The 17,655-nt window shown below is 55.6% G+C and carries 9 protein-coding genes; 7 read left to right on the plus strand and 2 right to left on the minus strand.

Features of this window, described 5'->3' with window-relative positions:
• Nucleotides 1–77: 77 nt before the first annotated feature.
• From C6Y32_RS07175 to C6Y32_RS07190, 4 genes are all read left to right on the plus strand, one after another.
• Nucleotides 78–1,271 (plus strand): AfsR/SARP family transcriptional regulator, encoded by a 1,194-nt coding sequence (locus C6Y32_RS07175; RefSeq protein WP_105204620.1) that lies wholly within the window; start codon nt 78–80, stop codon nt 1,269–1,271.
• Between the two features lie 248 nt (nt 1,272–1,519).
• Nucleotides 1,520–1,972, plus strand: a complete 453-nt coding sequence (locus C6Y32_RS15635; protein ID WP_243206524.1) for a hypothetical protein — start codon at nt 1,520–1,522, stop codon at nt 1,970–1,972.
• A gap of 151 nt (nt 1,973–2,123) precedes the next feature.
• Nucleotides 2,124–9,167 (plus strand): InlB B-repeat-containing protein, encoded by a 7,044-nt coding sequence (locus C6Y32_RS07185; RefSeq protein WP_105204621.1) that lies wholly within the window; start codon nt 2,124–2,126, stop codon nt 9,165–9,167.
• Between the two features lie 247 nt (nt 9,168–9,414).
• Nucleotides 9,415–11,319, plus strand: a complete 1,905-nt coding sequence (locus tag C6Y32_RS07190) for an NAD(+) synthase (protein WP_105204622.1) — start codon at nt 9,415–9,417, stop codon at nt 11,317–11,319.
• A gap of 109 nt (nt 11,320–11,428) precedes the next feature.
• Here C6Y32_RS07190 and C6Y32_RS07195 read toward each other — a convergent pair whose 3' ends face one another.
• Complete coding sequence (locus tag C6Y32_RS07195; RefSeq protein WP_243562598.1) at nt 11,429–13,276, minus strand: ABC transporter ATP-binding protein; 1,848 nt, start codon at nt 13,274–13,276, stop codon at nt 11,429–11,431.
• On the minus strand, nt 13,263–15,101 hold the full coding sequence (locus C6Y32_RS07200; protein WP_105204623.1) for an ABC transporter ATP-binding protein: 1,839 nt from the start codon (nt 15,099–15,101) through the stop codon (nt 13,263–13,265). The genes C6Y32_RS07195 and C6Y32_RS07200 overlap by 14 nt, the downstream gene beginning before the upstream one ends.
• A gap of 266 nt (nt 15,102–15,367) precedes the next feature.
• Between C6Y32_RS07200 and C6Y32_RS07205 the strand changes: the two genes are divergently transcribed.
• From C6Y32_RS07205 to C6Y32_RS07215, 3 genes are read left to right on the plus strand one after another with little or no spacing between them, the layout of a single operon-like run.
• Complete coding sequence (locus C6Y32_RS07205; RefSeq protein WP_105204624.1) at nt 15,368–16,513, plus strand: CPBP family intramembrane glutamic endopeptidase; 1,146 nt, start codon at nt 15,368–15,370, stop codon at nt 16,511–16,513.
• Nucleotides 16,510–17,049, plus strand: a complete 540-nt coding sequence (locus C6Y32_RS07210; protein ID WP_105204625.1) for a nucleoside deaminase — start codon at nt 16,510–16,512, stop codon at nt 17,047–17,049. Before C6Y32_RS07205 ends, C6Y32_RS07210 begins: the two co-directional genes overlap by 4 nt.
• Nucleotides 17,046–17,579, plus strand: a complete 534-nt coding sequence (locus C6Y32_RS07215) for a flavodoxin domain-containing protein (RefSeq protein ID WP_105204626.1) — start codon at nt 17,046–17,048, stop codon at nt 17,577–17,579. The genes C6Y32_RS07210 and C6Y32_RS07215 overlap by 4 nt, the downstream gene beginning before the upstream one ends.
• The last annotated feature ends 76 nt before the right edge of the window (nt 17,580–17,655 follow it).

Below are 17,655 nucleotides of genomic sequence, written 5' to 3' on the forward strand. Positions count from 1 at the left end.
AAAAACCATCATACATATTGCAGAGACAATCCTGCTTGAGACTGCAACACCGCACAGCGCAAAGGGGGGCCACACCGTTGGGTGAGATATTAAAGGTAAAGATGTTAGGTGGGTTCAGTGTTACCTACGGCGAGACACCCGTCATCAAAGAACAGTCCCGCGAGAGCAAAGCCACTTCGCTGTTTCGCTATTTGCTGGCAAACCGCGACCGCATTGTGCCGCAGGAGGAGCTCATCGAGGTACTGCTGGGCGACGATGACAGTGCCAACCCCCTCAATGTGCTCAAAAATCTGGCCTATCGGGCCAGAAAACTGCTGACCGCTGCCGGTCTGCCCGAAAAGGAGTACATCTACGCCAAATCGGGTGGGTACGGATTTACCAGTAGTTTGCCCTGCCAAATAGATGTTGAGCAGTTCTGCGAGCACTGGGAATTGGCGCGCAATACCCGTGACGGCGAAAAACTCAGCCATTATTTGCGGGCTATCGCCCTGTACGGCGGTGACTTTTTGCCCCGCGCCTACAGCCAGACCTGGGTGATGAGCCGCACAGTGAAATATCAGGGCATGTACCGCGACTGTGTAGAGCAGGCCTTTTCGATGCTGTGCCAGCGCGAGGATTACGAGCAGGCGTTGCAGGTGGCCGACCGGGCGGTCACGCTGTACCCCTACGAGGAGTTCTACCGACTGCTGTATATTTTTTGCCTGTACCAGATGGGCCGCACCCGCGAGGCGGTCAGCGAGTACGAATCGACCACGGCGATGCTATTTGACGAGCTGGGGGTAGAGCCCTCGGAAGAAATGCGGGCACTGTACCACAAGATCACCGGCTCGCTGGAGCATGTGGAGCGCTCGCTGGACGATATCCTCAGCGAGATCATCGAGACCGAGGACGCCCACGGCGCCTATTACTGCAACTACCAGGTGTTTATCAACACTTTTCGCTTTGTGGTGCGGCACATTCAGCGCAACGGCGACTCGGCTTTTGTGGCACTGTGTACCTTTACCGATCAAAACGGCGACCCGCTGCCGCCGGAAAAATTAAAGGCCGGCGTGCAGGCCTACCACAATGCGATCGCCTGTTCGCTGCGCCGCAGCGATATCTATACCCGTTACAGCAAGAGCCAGTTCTTGGTGCTGCTCATGAAGATCGACCAGGAGAACTGCCGCATGGTCATGGGCCGTATCGCCAACAATTTTCGCCGTTTCTGCCGGGATAAAGATATTAAAATGGCGGTCCGCTACACCTCTGCGCTGGCCAAGAGAAACCTGTGAGTGCCAACTGACCTGGTGCGGTCACGAAAAAGTTTATAGAAAAGCGACCGGAGCAGAGTGCTCCGGTCGCTTTTTGCCGTGTGATTTTATTTACCTATATAAAAGGCGCCGCATGCAGAGAGGGGCGCTCCCACCGGACAAGTTGTCACAATGAGCGGGTCAAAAAATCGGAGAAGAACTTTTAAATGTGACCTGTCTTGTGACCGCCAGATGATATGATTTAGGCATAAGGAAGAGGGGGGAAGCCCATGCAAGAGAGTATCATCCCCATTAACGCCCCCGCTGCCGTATGCCTGTGTATCGACTCGAGTTGTGAGACCGCCCTGCAGGGCAGGGCCTATTACGCCGATGACCAGCCGCCTATCTGCTTTACCGAGCTGGGGCGAGTGGTGTTGCAGCTCGATCACATCTTCGATGAGATCGGCCCACAGGCATCGACTCAGGGCCGGCGCTTTGGCCGTCAGGCGGTACCGGCAGTGGAGAAAAAGGAGGGAACGCCCATGGCGCAGATCACCAAGCACCGCGGAGACAAAGAGACGTTCGTCGTGCAGATCCAGTACCGGCAAAACGCCACCTGGCAGGGCAAAGTCACCTGGGCGGATAAAGATGAGACCAAATCTTTTCGCAGTGCACTGGAACTGATCAAGCTCATAGACAGCGCGCTCGACGAGAGCGAGAGCACTGTTTCGCAGAACGACTGAGTGAACAAAATCGGGCGGTGCGAAATATTCGCGAAACAAACAAAAAAACCGATGATCTTGTAGGAGATCATCGGATATCTACACAAAAATTAGAAGCACACACAGGTGAACGAAAAGGTTCACATTATGGTTCAAGAGGGAAGGTGTCGAGATGAAACACAAAAAAGGTTTACGTCGGCTGATATCCCTGATGCTGGTGGCAGTTATGTCTTTTGGCCTGCTGCCGCTGTCTGCCTTTGTGCAGGCTGCAGAGGGAGATACAGCCACACACACCGTAACTTTCTACGATTGGGACGGCAGCCAGATCGGCGAGGCCCAGCAGGTAGAAGACGGTAAGGCCGCCACTGCGCCAGAGCATCCTGGTCGGGATGGCTGGGTGGCCGACGGCTGGGACAAAGACTTTTCTAACGTGACTTCCGACCTGGATGTCACCGCCCAGTATAAGAAGTTAGAGTCCCGTACCATCACCATCAACTATTTCTACGAGAACAGCACCCGCGTTGCCGCTCAGCCCTATGTGGCCAGCGTTATCGCCGGCGAGTCGTTTAGCGACCGGGTCATCTCCCCCGATGTGGTGGGCTTTAGCCCCGATCAGAGTATCGTCGATATCAGCATCGACAGCGTGACCGAGGACAAAGTTTATACGGTATATTACCTGGCTAACGGCAGTACCGCCTACAAGGTACAGTACCTGCAGCAAAAGGTAGACGGCAGTGGCTACGACGTGGTAGACGAGTTGCCTCTTTCGGCCACCACCGGTACTGTAGTGACCGCCCCGGATAGAGAGTATGCCGGTTTTACCAGAAAAGGTGATCTGCCCAGTGCCGAGGTGGCCGCTGATGGCGGTACCGTGCTGCAGGTCTACTACGACCGCAATACGTATGCTATCTATTACCATACAAATGGGGGCAGCTATATAGATCCTACAGTGGCCCTGTACGGCGCTGATGTTTCGCAGCCTAGTGATCCCACTCGTGCGGGTTATGATTTTGCCGGCTGGTATGTAGATGAGACACTGGAAAATGCTTATAAGCACCCCAGCACTATGCCGGCTACTGACCAGAGCGTCTATGCTAAGTGGGAACCTAAAAGCAGTACAAAATATACAGTTGTTTACTGGCTGGAAAATGCGACCAATGACGGCTATGACTACGGCGGCATCAAAACAATGTATGCGCGTCCGGGCACTACAGTCAGCGGCAGTGACACGAATCCCACGCAGGGCTATGTTTTTAACAGTGCCAAGACCGATAAAAATGTAGTCGTCAATGGTGATGGCAGCACGGTTGTAAACGTGTACTATGACCGCGGGACCTATACAATTACTTTTAAAGTTTTTAATGATGGATACTTCGATGACGAAGATGATCCACGCGACTATACGACTAAATCAGAGTGGACTATTACGGCCAAATATGGTCAAGAGATCCTAGACCAGTGGCCAACTCCTGAGGAGACTATTAAATGGCATAGAGAAGCAGGCTCTAGCTCTTATTTACTGAACCTTAAATACATGGAAAATCATAACATTGTATTATATGGTACGGTAACGAGTGGCTCTTATAAATATACTGCTTACCACTGTGTAGAGTCTTTGACTCAGCGCTCTGGCGGTGGTCGTATCTATAAAAATGGCATCTACTATGACATTTATGCAACCGTATCTTACAAGACAAATAGTAGTGGGATTACTATAGATAAAAATAGTACTTATACTATTCCCGGCTTTAAAAATACCGGTTGGGATAACTATGAAAAAGACGGTAACAAATATAACCGAGTCGGCTATATTTACTATAGCCGCGATGTGTATACTCTAAGTTTCTACAATAACAATCAGGTAGAAAAGTCTTATAGCAAAGTCAAATACGAAGCCAATATAGAGAAATACAATTACGTGCCTACCACCAATCCCTTTGGCTCCGATTATACGTTCGGTGGCTGGTATACCACAAAAGAGCTTTACCCCGAAAGCAAGTTTAACTGGAACGATGCCACGATGCCCGCTGGTGATCTTCAGCTCTACGCCAAGTGGGACCCGCCGGTATACACGGTCAAATTCGATTTGAATGGCGGCAGCGGCAGCATCAACAGCCAGGAGATCACCAAAGGTGGCCTGGTGAGCGAGCCCCAAGAGCCCACCCGTGAGGGCTATACCTTCGAGGGCTGGTACAAGACCGGTGAAAACGCCCACTACCTGTTTGCGCGCGAAGTACACAGCGACTTTACCCTCAAGGCCAAGTGGTCGCCCCGTACCGATATCACCTACACCGTAAAATATGTGGATGAAAACGGTAAAAAACTGGCTGACCCTAAGACCGTGACCGGCCAGACCATGGGCAGCACCGTCACCGAGACGGCCAAGGTCATCGACAGCTATCTGCCGGAGGCCCTGACCAAGAGCACCACGCTCAAGGCCAAAGGTAACGAGATCGTCTTTACCTACAAAAAGTTTACCGAGGTAGACTACACCGTCTACTACATCATTAAAAACGCCGACGGTTCTGAAAAAGAGCACAGCAAAAAGACCATGACCAGCAAAAATGCAGTGGTCACCGAAAACTACAAGAACATTGCCGGCTACACCCCTGATGCCTACCAGAAAACGCTGCAGCTGGTGCAGGATGAGTCGAAGAATGTCATTAAATTCTACTACACTCAAAATGCACAGGTCAGCTACACCGTTAACCACTACGTACAGAAACTGGGCGGCGGTTACGAGCTCAAAGAGTCTGATACGACCAAGACCGGCGCTATCGGCGCCAAAGTAACAGCCAGTGCCAAAGACTACACGGGCTTTACCTACCAGAGTGCAATCAGCACCGATACGGGTATCATTCCCAGCACCGGTACGCTGACCCTCAACCTGTACTACACCCGCAATAACTACGGATATACCGTAAAGTATTTAGAGCAGGGTACCAACAAAAAACTGGCTGACCCCTACACCGCCAAAGCCGCTTACGGTGATGACTTGACAGTCAATGCCAAAGGTATCGCCGGCTACAGCGTGGTGGGCGAGAGCAGCCAGCAGCTGACCATCAGCGAGAACCCCAAAAACAATGTGGTCATTTTCTACTACACTCTGCGCACCGACCTCAGCTACACCGTCAACTACCTTGAAAAAGGTACTGATCCGGCCAATGTGCTGCGGGAGCCCTCTGTAGTAGGCGGCCAGACCCACGGCGACACGGTCACCGTTACCGCGCCGGCCACCATCCAGAAAAATGGCAAGGTCTACAATCTGGACGGTGCTGACAGCGTGCAGATCGAGATCAAAGAGACCGGTAACGTAGTGAACTTCTACTACACCGAAGCTGCCTATAACGTCACTTACGATGCCAACGGCGGCAGCGGCGAAGTAAAGGATGATAAGACCTATAAGCAGGGCCACGAGGTCACTGTTAAGTCGGGCGATGCACTCAGCTACACCGATCATGTGTTCCTGGGCTGGACCACTACCGCTTATGAGCCGTTTACTCAGGCCCCGTCGGCCGATATCGTCTTCTATCCGGCCGGTACAAAGGTGCCGATGACGAGCGGCGGCATCACCTTCTACGCCGCTTGGGCGATCGATCAAAACGGCCCCGACAAAGGCCCGGATGAGATCCCCGATTACGAAGAGTACAGCGTAACTTACAAAGACGGCTTTGGCGATGGCTCGATCACCGACGAGGCCATCTACCCGGCAAACTACACCTACACCGTTGCCGGCAAGCTGTTCGACCGCACCAATTACGACTTCCTGGGTTGGAAAGATCACAACAATACGCTGGTCAACGCCAACTATAAGGACTACAAGATCCTGGGCGATACTACCTTTACCGCCCGTTGGACCCCCACCGCCTTTACCATTACCTATAAGGGAATGGACGGCGCTACGCTGGGCGAAGGCAACGAAAACCCGGTGACTTACACCGTTGAGACCGATACCTTTACCCTCTTTAACCCCGAAAAAGCGGGTTACAAGTTCCTGGGTTGGAGCGGTACCGGCATTGACGGCAAATCCGATCAAGTAGTGGTGGAGCAGGGCTCCAGCGGCAACCGCGAATACACGGCCAACTGGGAGCGCATCGATTATTCGATCAGCTACGACCTGGATGGCGGCTCGCTGGCAGCAGATAAGCAGAACCCCACCAGCTACAATGTTGAGACCGATACGTTCACCTTAAATAATCCCACCAGAGCGGGTTATACCTTTACCGGCTGGACCGGTACCGGCCTTATCGACCCCACCGAAAAAGTGACCGTAGCCAAGGGTTCTACCGGCGACCGCGCTTATGTGGCCACCTGGCAGCGCAATGAGTACAACATTCAGTACACTTTAAATGGTGGCGAGCTGGCCGAAAACGTACAGAACCCCACCAGCTACAATGTTGACACCGAGACCTTTACCCTCAATAATCCCTCTAAAGCGGGCTACACCTTTACTGGTTGGACCGGTACTGGTCTCAGTGGCGCTACGCTGGTAGTCACCATCGAGCAGGGCTCCACCGGCGACAGAGAGTATACTGCCAACTTCACCAAAGACAGCTATACCATTCAGTATGCCGGCCTGGAGAACGCTGTGGTCGAAGAGAACCCCGCCAGCTACAGTGTAGATACCGAGACCTTTACCCTCAATAACCCCACCAAAGACGGCTATACTTTCCTGGGTTGGAGCGGTACAGATGTCGATGGTATGTCTAAAGAGGTAACGGTGCAAAAAGGCTCTACCGGCAACCGTGCATACACTGCCAACTGGCAGCCGGAGATCTATAACATTCAGTACCGCGGCCTGGATGGTGCTACCGTCGCCGAGAACCGCACCACCTACACCATCGAGACCGATACCTTTACCCTGCATAACCCCACCAAGAGCGGCTACAACTTCCTCGGTTGGGAGGGGACTGGTTTTAGCGGTACAGCCCAGACTGTTACCGTGACGAAAGGTTCTACTGGCGATCGTGTCTACACCGCCAAGTGGGAGGCTATCGACTACCGTATCGATTACGAACTGGCCGGCGGCAGCTTGGCTCAGGACGAGTCGAACCCCACCAAATACACCATCGAGACCGATACCTTTACCCTGCATAATCCCACTCGGACCGGCTACACCTTTACCGGTTGGACCGGTACCGACCTGGAGGGCGAGACCAAGACGGTCACCGTGGAGAAAGGTTCTACTGGTGATCGCAGCTACACCGCCAACTGGGAGAAGATCGGCTACGACATCGAATACGATCTGGCTCAAGGCGTTCTGCCCGAAGGCAAAGAGAACCCCGTACACTACGATGTTGAGACCGAGACATTTACCCTGAACAATCCCACCAGAAGCGGCTATACCTTTGCCGGTTGGACTGGTACGGACCTAACTGCCCCCACCATGACGGTGCAGGTAGTTAAGGGCTCGACTGGAGATCGCAGCTATACCGCTCACTGGACCGAGAACTACGACGACACCAAGGCGCTGACCTACTATGTAGAGTACTGGCTGGAAGGCGAGAGCACCTATGCAGCCCGTGAAGTAAAGACCGAGCAGATCTGGGTCGAGAGCGACAGCTACAAAGTCAACGCTGTCGACGAAAAGACTTTTGCCGGTTATACCTTTAAAGACTACACTGTAAATGGCAGTCAAGTGGCTACGCCGATCACCGTTTATAACGGCCAGACCATCCGTGTCAACTACACCATCAACCCCGATGACACCAAAAAACTCACCTACTACGTAGAGCATTATATCGACGGCGAAGAGACCTATCGCGACCGCGAGAAGGTTCAAGTGGATATTTGGGCTGCGGCCGACAGCTACAGCGTAACAGCTGTACAGCTGAAAGACTACACCGGCTATACGTTCCGCGCCTATAATGTCGAGCTGCCGTACGAAGTGTCTGAAAACGGCGTCATCAAAGTCTACTACGAAAAAGACCTCACGGCGCAGAAAGAACTGACCTACTATGTCGAGCACTGGGTAAAGGGCGAAGAAACCTACCGCGATCGCGTGCCGGTAACCGAAAAGATCTGGGTCAACGATAACACATTCAAAGTCACTGCTATCGCCCAGAATATCTACACCGGTTACAAGTTTGACAGCTACAGCGTAGAGCTGCCCTACCAGGCTAAAAACGGCGACGTCATCCGCGTGAACTACGTGCGCGATGACGACCAGCAAAAAGAGATCACCTACACTGTTGAGCACTGGGTAGAGGGTGAGACCGCTGCCCGCGATACCGAACAGGTGACCAAGTCTGTCTGGGTCAATGACGATACCACCGAGGTAACGGCTGTTGCGCAGAAGACCTATACCGGTTACAAGTTTGACAGCTATAGCGTAGAGCTGCCCTACCAGGCTAAAAACGGTGACGTCATCCGCGTGAACTATGTGCGCGATGACGACCAGCAAAAAGAGATCACCTACACTGTTGAGCACTGGGTGGAGGGCGAGACCGCTGCCCGCGATACCGAACAGGTGACCGTGCGTGTTTGGGTTGGTGACGATACTGCCGAAGTGACTTCTATCGCCCAGAACACCTACGACGGCTATCAGTTCAGCAGTTACAGCGTAGAGCTGCCTTATCAGGTCAAAGATGGCGATGTCATCCGCGTCAACTATGTGGCTGAGCCGGCCCCGGTCGTGCCTCCGGTAACACCCGTCACGCCGACCACTCCGCCGACCGACGCCACCCCTGCAGGTCCCGTAACTCCGGTGACCCCTGCAGCACCTGATACCCCGGCTGCCCCCGAGACCCCTGTTGTGGAAGAGCCTGCTACCCCTGAGGTCGACACACCTGAAGTAGAGATCCAGGATCCCGAGACCCCGCTTGCACAGTCGCAATCCAGCTGGGCGCTGCTCAACTTGCTGCTGGCTATCGCTACCGCTCTGGTATCGGTCCTGCTGATCGTAGGCTACATCCTGGGCAGAAACCACAAGAAAGATGAAGATGAAAACAGCCAGTACGCCCGTCAGGACGACGAAGATGCCGATATCCTCAAGCGCAAAGGCATTTGGCGGCTGCTCAGCCTGGTACCTGGTATCGGTTCCATCATTGTGTTCTTCCTCACCGAGGACATGCGCAATCCCATGATCTTTACCGATAAATGGACCCTGCTGATGCTCATCATTGCCGTGGTACAGCTGATCATCTCGATCCTGTGCATCAAACGCCGCAAGGATAACGACCAGAAAGACGATCCCGAGGCTGTGAACGCACAGTAGTATCAAACACAAAACAGTAGAGATATGTCTACTGCCTAACGAAAGAGAGACCGCCATATGGCGGTCTCTCTTTTAGTGTGTCTGTGTTGCCAGATCCTGTATATGGGCAATGTTTACGATGGCTGGAACTTTCTGTGCGGTCTGCGTCCCACAAAGCGCCAGTTCGTGACAAATTCGCTTGCCAGCGGCACGGTGTGGGCAGTATGATGAAGTGCAGATAAAACGGCAAGAGGAGGGGCATGTACAGATGGATTATGGTTTTGTCAAGATGGCAGTGGCTACCCCCGCTGTGCAGGTGGGAGATTGCAACTATAATGCACGCAGGACAGCAGCGGAGATGGACCGCGCCCAGCGCGCTGGAGCCGGTTTGCTCGTACTGCCAGAGTTGGGCCTTACCGGCTACACCTGCGGTGATCTGTTTTTGCAGCATACTCTGCAACAGGGGGCGCTACAGGCATTGCAGCAGCTGTGTGCAGTCAGCAGTCAAAGCGATATGATCACTGTGGTAGGCCTGCCGCTGCAGATGGGTGGCAAGCTGTATAACTGTGCTGCTGTTCTGCAAAAGGGGCGCATATTGGGATTGGTCCCTAAGCGCAACCTGCCCAATTACGCCGAATTTTATGAGGCGCGCCACTTCGCCCCCGGCCCAGTAGCAGTTCGGGATATAGAGCTGTTGGGACAGACGGTACCTTTTGGCGAGCAACTGCTCTTTGCCAGTGGTGCCAAGCCCAACTTCACCTTTGCTGTCGAGATATGTGAAGACCTGTGGGTGCCTGCTCCGCCCTCCATCGCCCACGCGTTGGCCGGTGCGGCGGTGATCTGCAATCTCTCCGCCAGCGACGAGACGGTGGGCAAAGCGGAATATCGCCGCCAGCTGGTAAGCAGCCAGTCAGCCCGGCTGTGCTGTGCTTACCTGTACGCCGATGCCGGGGAGGGGGAGTCCAGCACAGATATGGTGTTCGGCGGCCATAATATTATCGCCGAAAACGGCACCGTATTGGCCGAGACACCCCTATTTGAAAACGGGCAGCTCGTCGCCGACATCGACCTGCAGCGCCTGTGGGCAGAGCGCACCCGTATGAGCACCTACCCACCTGTTGATGGGGCATACCGCACGGTATATTTTGAGCAGCGGCCGATATGTACGCCACTGTGCCGTGAGGTGGCAAGATTCCCCTTTGTGCCTGTCGACAGCGCACACCGTGCCCGCCGCTGCGAGTCGATCTTGACCATGCAGGCCCAGGGCCTTAAAAAACGGCTGCTTTCTACAGGTTGCAAAACGGCTGTCGTCGGGATCTCTGGCGGGCTGGATTCTACGCTTGCCCTGCTGGTCACGGTGCGTGCGATAGAACTCTTAAAACGCCCGCACCGGGATATCACGGCGGTCAGTATGCCGTGCTTTGGCACGACCGACCGCACGCGGAAAAACGCCGCTGAACTATGTGCCGAACTGGGGGTATCCTTTCGCGAGATCGATATTACAGCTGCTGTTACGGGCCATTTAGCCGATCTGGGCCACGACCCGCATATCGCCGATATCACCTACGAAAATGCCCAGGCCCGTGAGCGCACCCAATTGCTGATGGATCTAGCCAACCAGACAGATGGCCTGGTAGTCGGCACAGGTGACCTGTCAGAGCTGGCGCTGGGCTGGGCCACCTATAATGGCGACCACATGTCGATGTACGCCGTCAATGCCTCGGTCCCCAAAACTCTGGTGTGCCACCTGGTGAGCTATGTGGCAGAGCACAGCAGAAAACGCTTAAAAAGCGTGCTAGAGGACATTTTAAGTACGCCTGTAAGCCCTGAGTTGTTGCCGGCAAAAAACGGCCAGATCGCACAAAAAACAGAGGATCTGGTAGGACCCTATGCGCTGCACGATTTTTTTCTCTACTATGTGGTGCGCTTTGGCTTTTCCCCGGCAAAGATCTGCTTTTTGGCCGAGCACGCCTTTGCCGAAGAGTACCGGCACGAGACGATCGTACGCTGGTTGCGGGTATTTTACCAGCGCTTTTTCTCTCAGCAGTTTAAACGGTCCTGTCTGCCCGACGGCCCCAAGGTGGGCTCGATTACCTTGTCGCCCCGGGGGGATTGGCGGATGCCCAGCGACGCCAGTATCGCACTGTGGAAACAGGAGCTCGACGCACTTTAAGATCGCAGTTTCTGCTAAAAAACACCGGCAAGACGCTGTTGGAGACAGCTCTTGCCGGTGTTTTTTCTATTTGCTTGTGCAACCTTGTGCGACAGTAAAGGGGCCGCAACTACTTTTCGACACGGCCCTGCCGCAGTACTTGCAGGGCAGATTCTTCCTCGAACTGGCGGGTATACAAGTCGCGGTAATAGCCGCCTTTTTGCAGCAGCTGTTGATGGGTGCCGCGCTGCACCACCCGGCCGTCTTTGACTACCAGTATAACGTCAGCTTTGCGGATCGTGGACAAGCGGTGAGCAATGAGAAAAGAGGTGCGGCCCTGCAGCAGTTTTTCGGTGGCGTTTTGAATGAGCTGTTCGGTGCGGGTGTCAATAGAAGAAGTGGCCTCATCCAGCACAAAAATACGCGGGTCAGAGAGGACCGCCCGGGCAAAAGAAATGAGTTGCTTTTCGCCGGTAGAGAGCAGGTCGCCCCCTTCACCCACATCGCTCTGGTAGCCGTCTTTAAGGCGGGCGGCAACTGCGTCGGCATGAACGCTCTCGGCCGCGGCAATAACTTCCCGGTCGGTGGCGTCCAACCGTCCGTAGCGGATATTTTCCATCACAGTGCCAGAAAACAGGTGGGGACTCTGCAGCACATAGCCGATATTTTGGTGCAGCCACAGCTGTGAGCGCTCGCGGTAGTCGCGCCCGTCGATGAGGATCTGACCCTCGGTGGGCTCAAAAAAGTGGCAGGCCAAGTTTACCAGCGTACTCTTGCCGGCACCGGTCTCGCCCACGATGGCCACAGTGGTGCCGGCGGGAATGTGCAGATCGAAGTGGCGCAGCACATAATCGCCGCCATCTGGGTATTTAAACGAGACGTCGCGAAATTCTATATCGCCGACAAGCGGTTCCCAATTTTGCTTTAGAGGGCTGAACACATCGCCGTAGCGCGCGGTCACAGCGGGGCTGTCGGTAATGGCGGGCTGCTGGGAGAGCAAGCTGTTTACCCGCTCGATATTGGCCTGTACCGAAATGACATCCGAGAGGATGCGGGCGATCTGCTGAATGGGTTCGAAGATGCTGACGGCGTAGCTGATAAAAGCCGACAATGTGCCCAACAGCAACGCGCCTTCGGCGACCATATTGCCGCCGCTGGCCAGCACGATGGCGGTGGCCAGCGACCCCAAAAACACTACGGTGGGGATATAGACAGCCCCCAGCCGGGCGGCCTTGACCGAGGCGCGCTGCATCTGTCCTGTGAGATGTGAGAACTGCTGCTCGTTTTGCTGCTCGATGACCAGCGTTTTAGAGGTCTTGGCCCCGGTGATCCCCTCGTTGTAAGCCCCCATAATGGTAGAGTTGAGCTGTCGCATCTTGCGGTTTTGGCGCAAAATACGCTTTTGAAAATAGACGGTGAGCAGACTGATAGCCGGTACGATGAGCGCAATGAGCAGTGCCAGCCGGGCATTTAGGGCCAACATGGCGCAAAACGTGCCCAGCACATAGGTCAGCGCCCAGAGAATATCGACCAGGCTCCAGGCCACCAAGCCGGCAATGCGATTGGTATCGCTCATGACCCGGGCCAGCAGATAGCCCACAGGCTTTTGGTTGTAGTAGGAAAAAGAGAGCTTTTGCAGCTGTACAAAACAGGCCCGTTTTAGGTCTTTGCCCAGCTGCATCTCCGCCACCATAGAGCCGCGGGTAAAAAACACCACCGAGAGCGCCTGCAATGTGCAGACAGCCAGGTAACACAGGGCAAAAACACCCAGGCCCTGCAGCGTGCCGGTCTGTATGAAATGATCGATAGCATAGCGCTGAAACAGAGGGTAAGAGATATCGATGGCAGCCACCAGCAAGTTGAGCCCCACCACCGCCGCCAATATTTTTTTGTAGGGGCGCAAAAACGGCAGCAGCGACTTCCACACAGACCCGTCAATGCTGCGCTTGGCGCGCGCCTGCCGCTCAGTCTGCTTCACGGCCCACACCTCCCTCTTTTAAGCTGGCGGCATCTTCACCGCGCAGCTGCAGATCGTAGATACTGCGGTAAATACCGCCTTTTTGCAGCAGCAGTTGATGGGTGCCCATTTCGGCGATCCGGCCGCCGTCGAGCACCATGATACAGTCGGCGTGCAGCAGTGTGGTGACCCGGTGCGAGATGAGGATCACGGTGCTCTGGTGCATGTGCGCATCCAGGGCGGCACGGATCTTGGCGTCGGTCTCGGCGTCGACAGCCGAGAGCGAGTCGTCGAGCACCATGATGGGGGCATTTTGCATGAGCATGCGGGCAATAGCCACCCGCTGTTTTTGCCCGCCCGAGAGCGTGACGCCCCGCTCGCCCACCAGTGTGTCATACCCGTCGGGAAAGCGGTCGATAGCGCTGTGCACACAGGCGGTTGAGGCAGCGCGGCGGACCTCCTCGGGAGAGGCGTCGGGGTGGGTGGCGGCAATGTTTTGGTGTACAGTGCGCGAAAAGAGAAACGGCTCTTGCAAGACCATGCCGATATTGCGGCGCAGCCAGGCGAGTTCGATATCAGCGATATCGGCGCCGCCGATGGTGATGTGGCCGCCGTCTGGCGGCAGATCGTACAGCCGGTCGAGCAGGTGGATGAGTGTCGATTTTCCCGAGCCAGTATCGCCCAGAATACCCAGTGTGGTACCGGCCGGGATCGTGAAACTGATATCGTGTAGCAACGGCTTTTGCCGGTCGTAGCCAAAAGTGACGTGTGAAAAAGAGATGTCTCTATCCATCGGGGGGCGCTGTGCGCCGGGGCGGTCACTTTCCGGTGTGCAGTTTAAAATGTAGCGCACCCGGTCCATAGAGACGCCGGCTTTGCTCATTTCAGACAGGATGCGCCCCAGGCTGCGCACCGGCCAGATCAGGGTGAGATTATAAGAGCAGAACGCCAAAAATTCCCCCAGAGTTATGGCGCCGCTGGTGGCCTGGACTGTACCGGCCACAATGACGGCGATGATCTGCAGGCTGGTGATCATGTCGCCAATGCCCCAGTAGTAGCTCTGCAGATAGCCGAGCTTGATCCACAGTTTGGCGAAACCGGTGTTTTTCTCGTCGAAGCGGTCCAGCTCAAATTGTTCGCGGCCAAAGGCCCGCACCACGCGCACACCGGTTAGATTTTCCTGCACCACCGATGAGAGCTCGCCTTCGGCCTCGTCGGCCGCTAAAAAGCGGCGGGCTATCTGGCGGTAAAAGATGGCCGAATAGAGCAGGATAAGCGGTAAAAAGGCGGTGGCGATGAGCGAGATGGAGATGTTCATAGAAAACATGACCCACAGCGAGATGCCCAGCAGCGAGCTGGTGCGAAACACCTCTAGCAGCTGGCTCGAAACAAAGCTGCGCACCACCTCTACATCAGAGGTGCAGCGCTGGATGATCTCGCCGGTCTGGTGGGTCATATGCCAGGCGTAGGGCAGCTTTTGAATGTGGCTGTACAGCGTGTCGCGCATGGACTTGGTAAAGCGTTCTGACCCGCGGGCGATGCTGACCCGGTAGAGGTATTGCGATAGCCAGGCCAGGGCCGAAATGAGCAGGATGAGCCCGGCGGCCAGCAGCAGGTCGCGCCGAGTGCCAGGTGCCTGACCCAAAATGGACCCTGCCAGTAGCGGGTCTAAAAAGCTGGGCTGTCCGCCGAGTATGCTGTCGACGGCCATCTTGACGATCTGCGGCAGCAGAGCGCCCAGGGCAGTGCCGGCCAGTGAAAAAACGATGGCGCTGACAAAGTGATGGGCAGACCCGCGCAAAAAACGGCCGATGAGCCCGGCGCGGGTGATCTGTTCTCGGGGCATATATAAAGACCTCCTCTCTTATAAAACGGTACAAGTATAGACAGTATACCATATCTTGAGATCAATGGCAGCACCTGGATAAAAAAGCCCAGACCGGCGCTGTCGAACGGGCGTATTTACGCTTTGTTCAAACAATAGCGATTGATTTTGACCGGTGCCGATGGTACAATTTATGTATCCTTTACGCGGGGACAGGTACTTTGGATCACCTGCCCCCGCTCGGCGCAGTTTGGCGCCACATACCTGACAGCAAAGGGGGATAGCCAGTGGCACGGCAGAATGGATTTTTCGAGAGCGAGAACGGGCAGCAGGTGTTTGCCCAAATGCAGCCCGAGCAGGACCCACTGCGCCGTCACACCGGTGTGGGCTTGCGGCCCGACTTGGCCCCCGAGGACGAGGAGGGGTATGCCTACGCCCCGGGCTACGGCTTTATACGGCTGTCGCGCAGTGAGCTGCAGCGCGCCAAGATCCGCCGGGCAGCCAATGTATTGGGCTTTGGGGTGATGCTGTCGGTATTTTTAAATTCAGTGGTCTCGAGTACACTGCTGCGGGTGGTGGCGCCGGTGCTGCCGGGAGTGAGCGTGCTTGAAAACGGCGATATCTTGGCCTCGCGCCCGGCACTCTACACCATCCAGCTCCTGGTCTACATATTTAGTCTGCTGCTGCCTTTTTTGCTGGTCGGTGCACTGCTGGGTTATACGCCCAAGCGGGATCTGCCCCGTCGGCGGGCACAACTGCCCTACCTGTGTATGGCGGGCCTTTTTTTGCTGGGCCTCAATGTGGTAGGCAGTATGCTCTCGGGGCTGTTTACCAGCATGGCCGCCCGCGGTGGTGTGCGCTTTATCCAGCAGTACGCCGGGTCGAGCACCAGCTGGCGCAGTTTGGCGGTATATGCGGTGCTGTGGTCGGTAGTGCCGGCAGTGGTGGAGGAACTGGTGTACCGGGGCGCAGTGCTGCAGCCGCTGCGGGCCATGGGCGACCGCTTTGCCGTGGTGGTGAGTGCTGCGGTGTTCGCCATGGGTTGTCGCAGTGTGGTATCGGTGCCGGGAACCTTTTTTGTGGGCCTGTTTTTGGGCTATGTGGCTATAAAATCTGGCTCGATCTACACCTGTATGATCCTGCACGGTCTCAACAGTGCCTTTGCCATTTTTATGGAGGGGGCCCAGCCGTTGATGGGGCGGGGAGCCTATCAGGTGTTTTTGTGGAGCACCTGTGCGCTGGTACTGCTAGGCGGTATCCTGGCAGTGATCCTGATGGCTCGGCGCAGCAGCAGTATGTTTGCCATCACCGACTTAGAGGACGTAAATACCCTGACTACCAAGCTGTCCACCTTCGTCTCGTCCAGCGGGTTTCTCATCGCGGCGGGCGTAGTGCTATTTTTGCTGTTGGGACAGTTGAGGCTTACCGGATGAGCGGGCCGCAGCGGCTCAGCCCCGAGGAGATAGAGCGCTTTATGGCGGCGGCGATCGAGTGTGCCGAGATCGCCGCCGCTCAGGGAGAGGTGCCGGTAGGAGCGGTGGTGGTGCGGGAGGGCCGTATCGTGGGATGGGGCTACAACACCCGCGAGCACACCAAAAATGCGCTGGACCACGCCGAGATGAAGGCTATAGACATGGCCTGCCGCAACTTGGGCGGCTGGCGGCTGCCCGGCTGTGCGATCTTGGTGACGCTGGAACCCTGCAGCATGTGTGCGGGGGCCATTATCAACGCCCGTATCGACCAGGTGTACTACGGCGCCAGCGACCCTAAATTTGGCGCCTGTGGCAGTGTGACCGACCTGTTTTCCCAGCGGTTCACCTACCTGCCCCACACCGTGCAGGGCGGGGTAGAGGTCGGCCGCTGCCAGGCGCTGCTGGGCAACTTTTTTAAGGAGCTGCGGGCCCAAAAGAAGGCCGCCCGTTCGGCTGCCGGCCCCCCTGAAAATACGACTGAGGAGCAAGATACATGAACACCACGGCAGTGATCTACAAGAGCCGTTACGGCAGTACGCGCCGCTATGCCAGCTATATCGCCCAGGAGTTGGGCGCCGACCTGTACAGCTGGGAGCAGATCGATGCCGGCCAGCTGCTGGAGTACGAGAAACTGGTATTCGGCGGTGGGCTGTATGCTGGAAAAATGGCCGGAATAGGAAAGATCAAAAAATACCTGCCCCAGCTGTGGGGCAAAAAGATGGCTGCCTTTACAGTGGGCCTGACCCCCTGTAGCGATGCCGGCTACTATCGGCAGGTAGACAGCCACAACTTTAATTCCGAGATGCGGGCCGCCATTCGGGTGTTTCACTACAGCGGCAATTTGGAGTACGACCAGCTGGTCTTTTCTCATCGGCTGCTCATCGGCCTTTTGCGGCGGGGTCTTCAGAAAAAGGGCAGTGATGACCACACCTCTGCTGATGAGGGTCTGTTGACCGCGCTAGATCGGCACGAGGACTGTGTGGATGTCGACCAGACGGTGGAGCTGCTGACGTATATGCAGGAATAGAGTATCGGCTGGAAAACAGCTTTTGGAAGTGAACGCGCCCGGATGAGACCGGGCGCGCTTTTTGGTATAGAAGAGA

The organism is Neobittarella massiliensis (ex Bilen et al. 2018) (assembly GCF_900289145.1).
In the GTDB taxonomy this organism is placed as follows: Bacteria; Bacillota; Clostridia; order Oscillospirales; family Ruminococcaceae; genus Neobittarella; species Neobittarella massiliensis.

Excerpts from the sequence above, each read along its gene's own strand:
- C6Y32_RS07190 (WP_105204622.1), top strand. The coding sequence starts at position 9,415 with ATGGATTATGGTTTTGTCAAGATGGCAGTGGCTACCCCCGCTGTGCAG.
- C6Y32_RS07210 (WP_105204625.1), top strand. The coding sequence starts at position 16,510 with ATGAGCGGGCCGCAGCGGCTCAGCCCCGAGGAGATAGAGCGCTTTATG.
- C6Y32_RS07200 (WP_105204623.1), bottom strand. The coding sequence starts at position 15,101 with ATGCCCCGAGAACAGATCACCCGCGCCGGGCTCATCGGCCGTTTTTTG.
- C6Y32_RS15635 (WP_243206524.1), top strand. The coding sequence starts at position 1,520 with ATGCAAGAGAGTATCATCCCCATTAACGCCCCCGCTGCCGTATGCCTG.
- C6Y32_RS07215 (WP_105204626.1), top strand. The coding sequence starts at position 17,046 with ATGAACACCACGGCAGTGATCTACAAGAGCCGTTACGGCAGTACGCGC.
- C6Y32_RS07185 (WP_105204621.1), top strand. The coding sequence starts at position 2,124 with ATGAAACACAAAAAAGGTTTACGTCGGCTGATATCCCTGATGCTGGTG.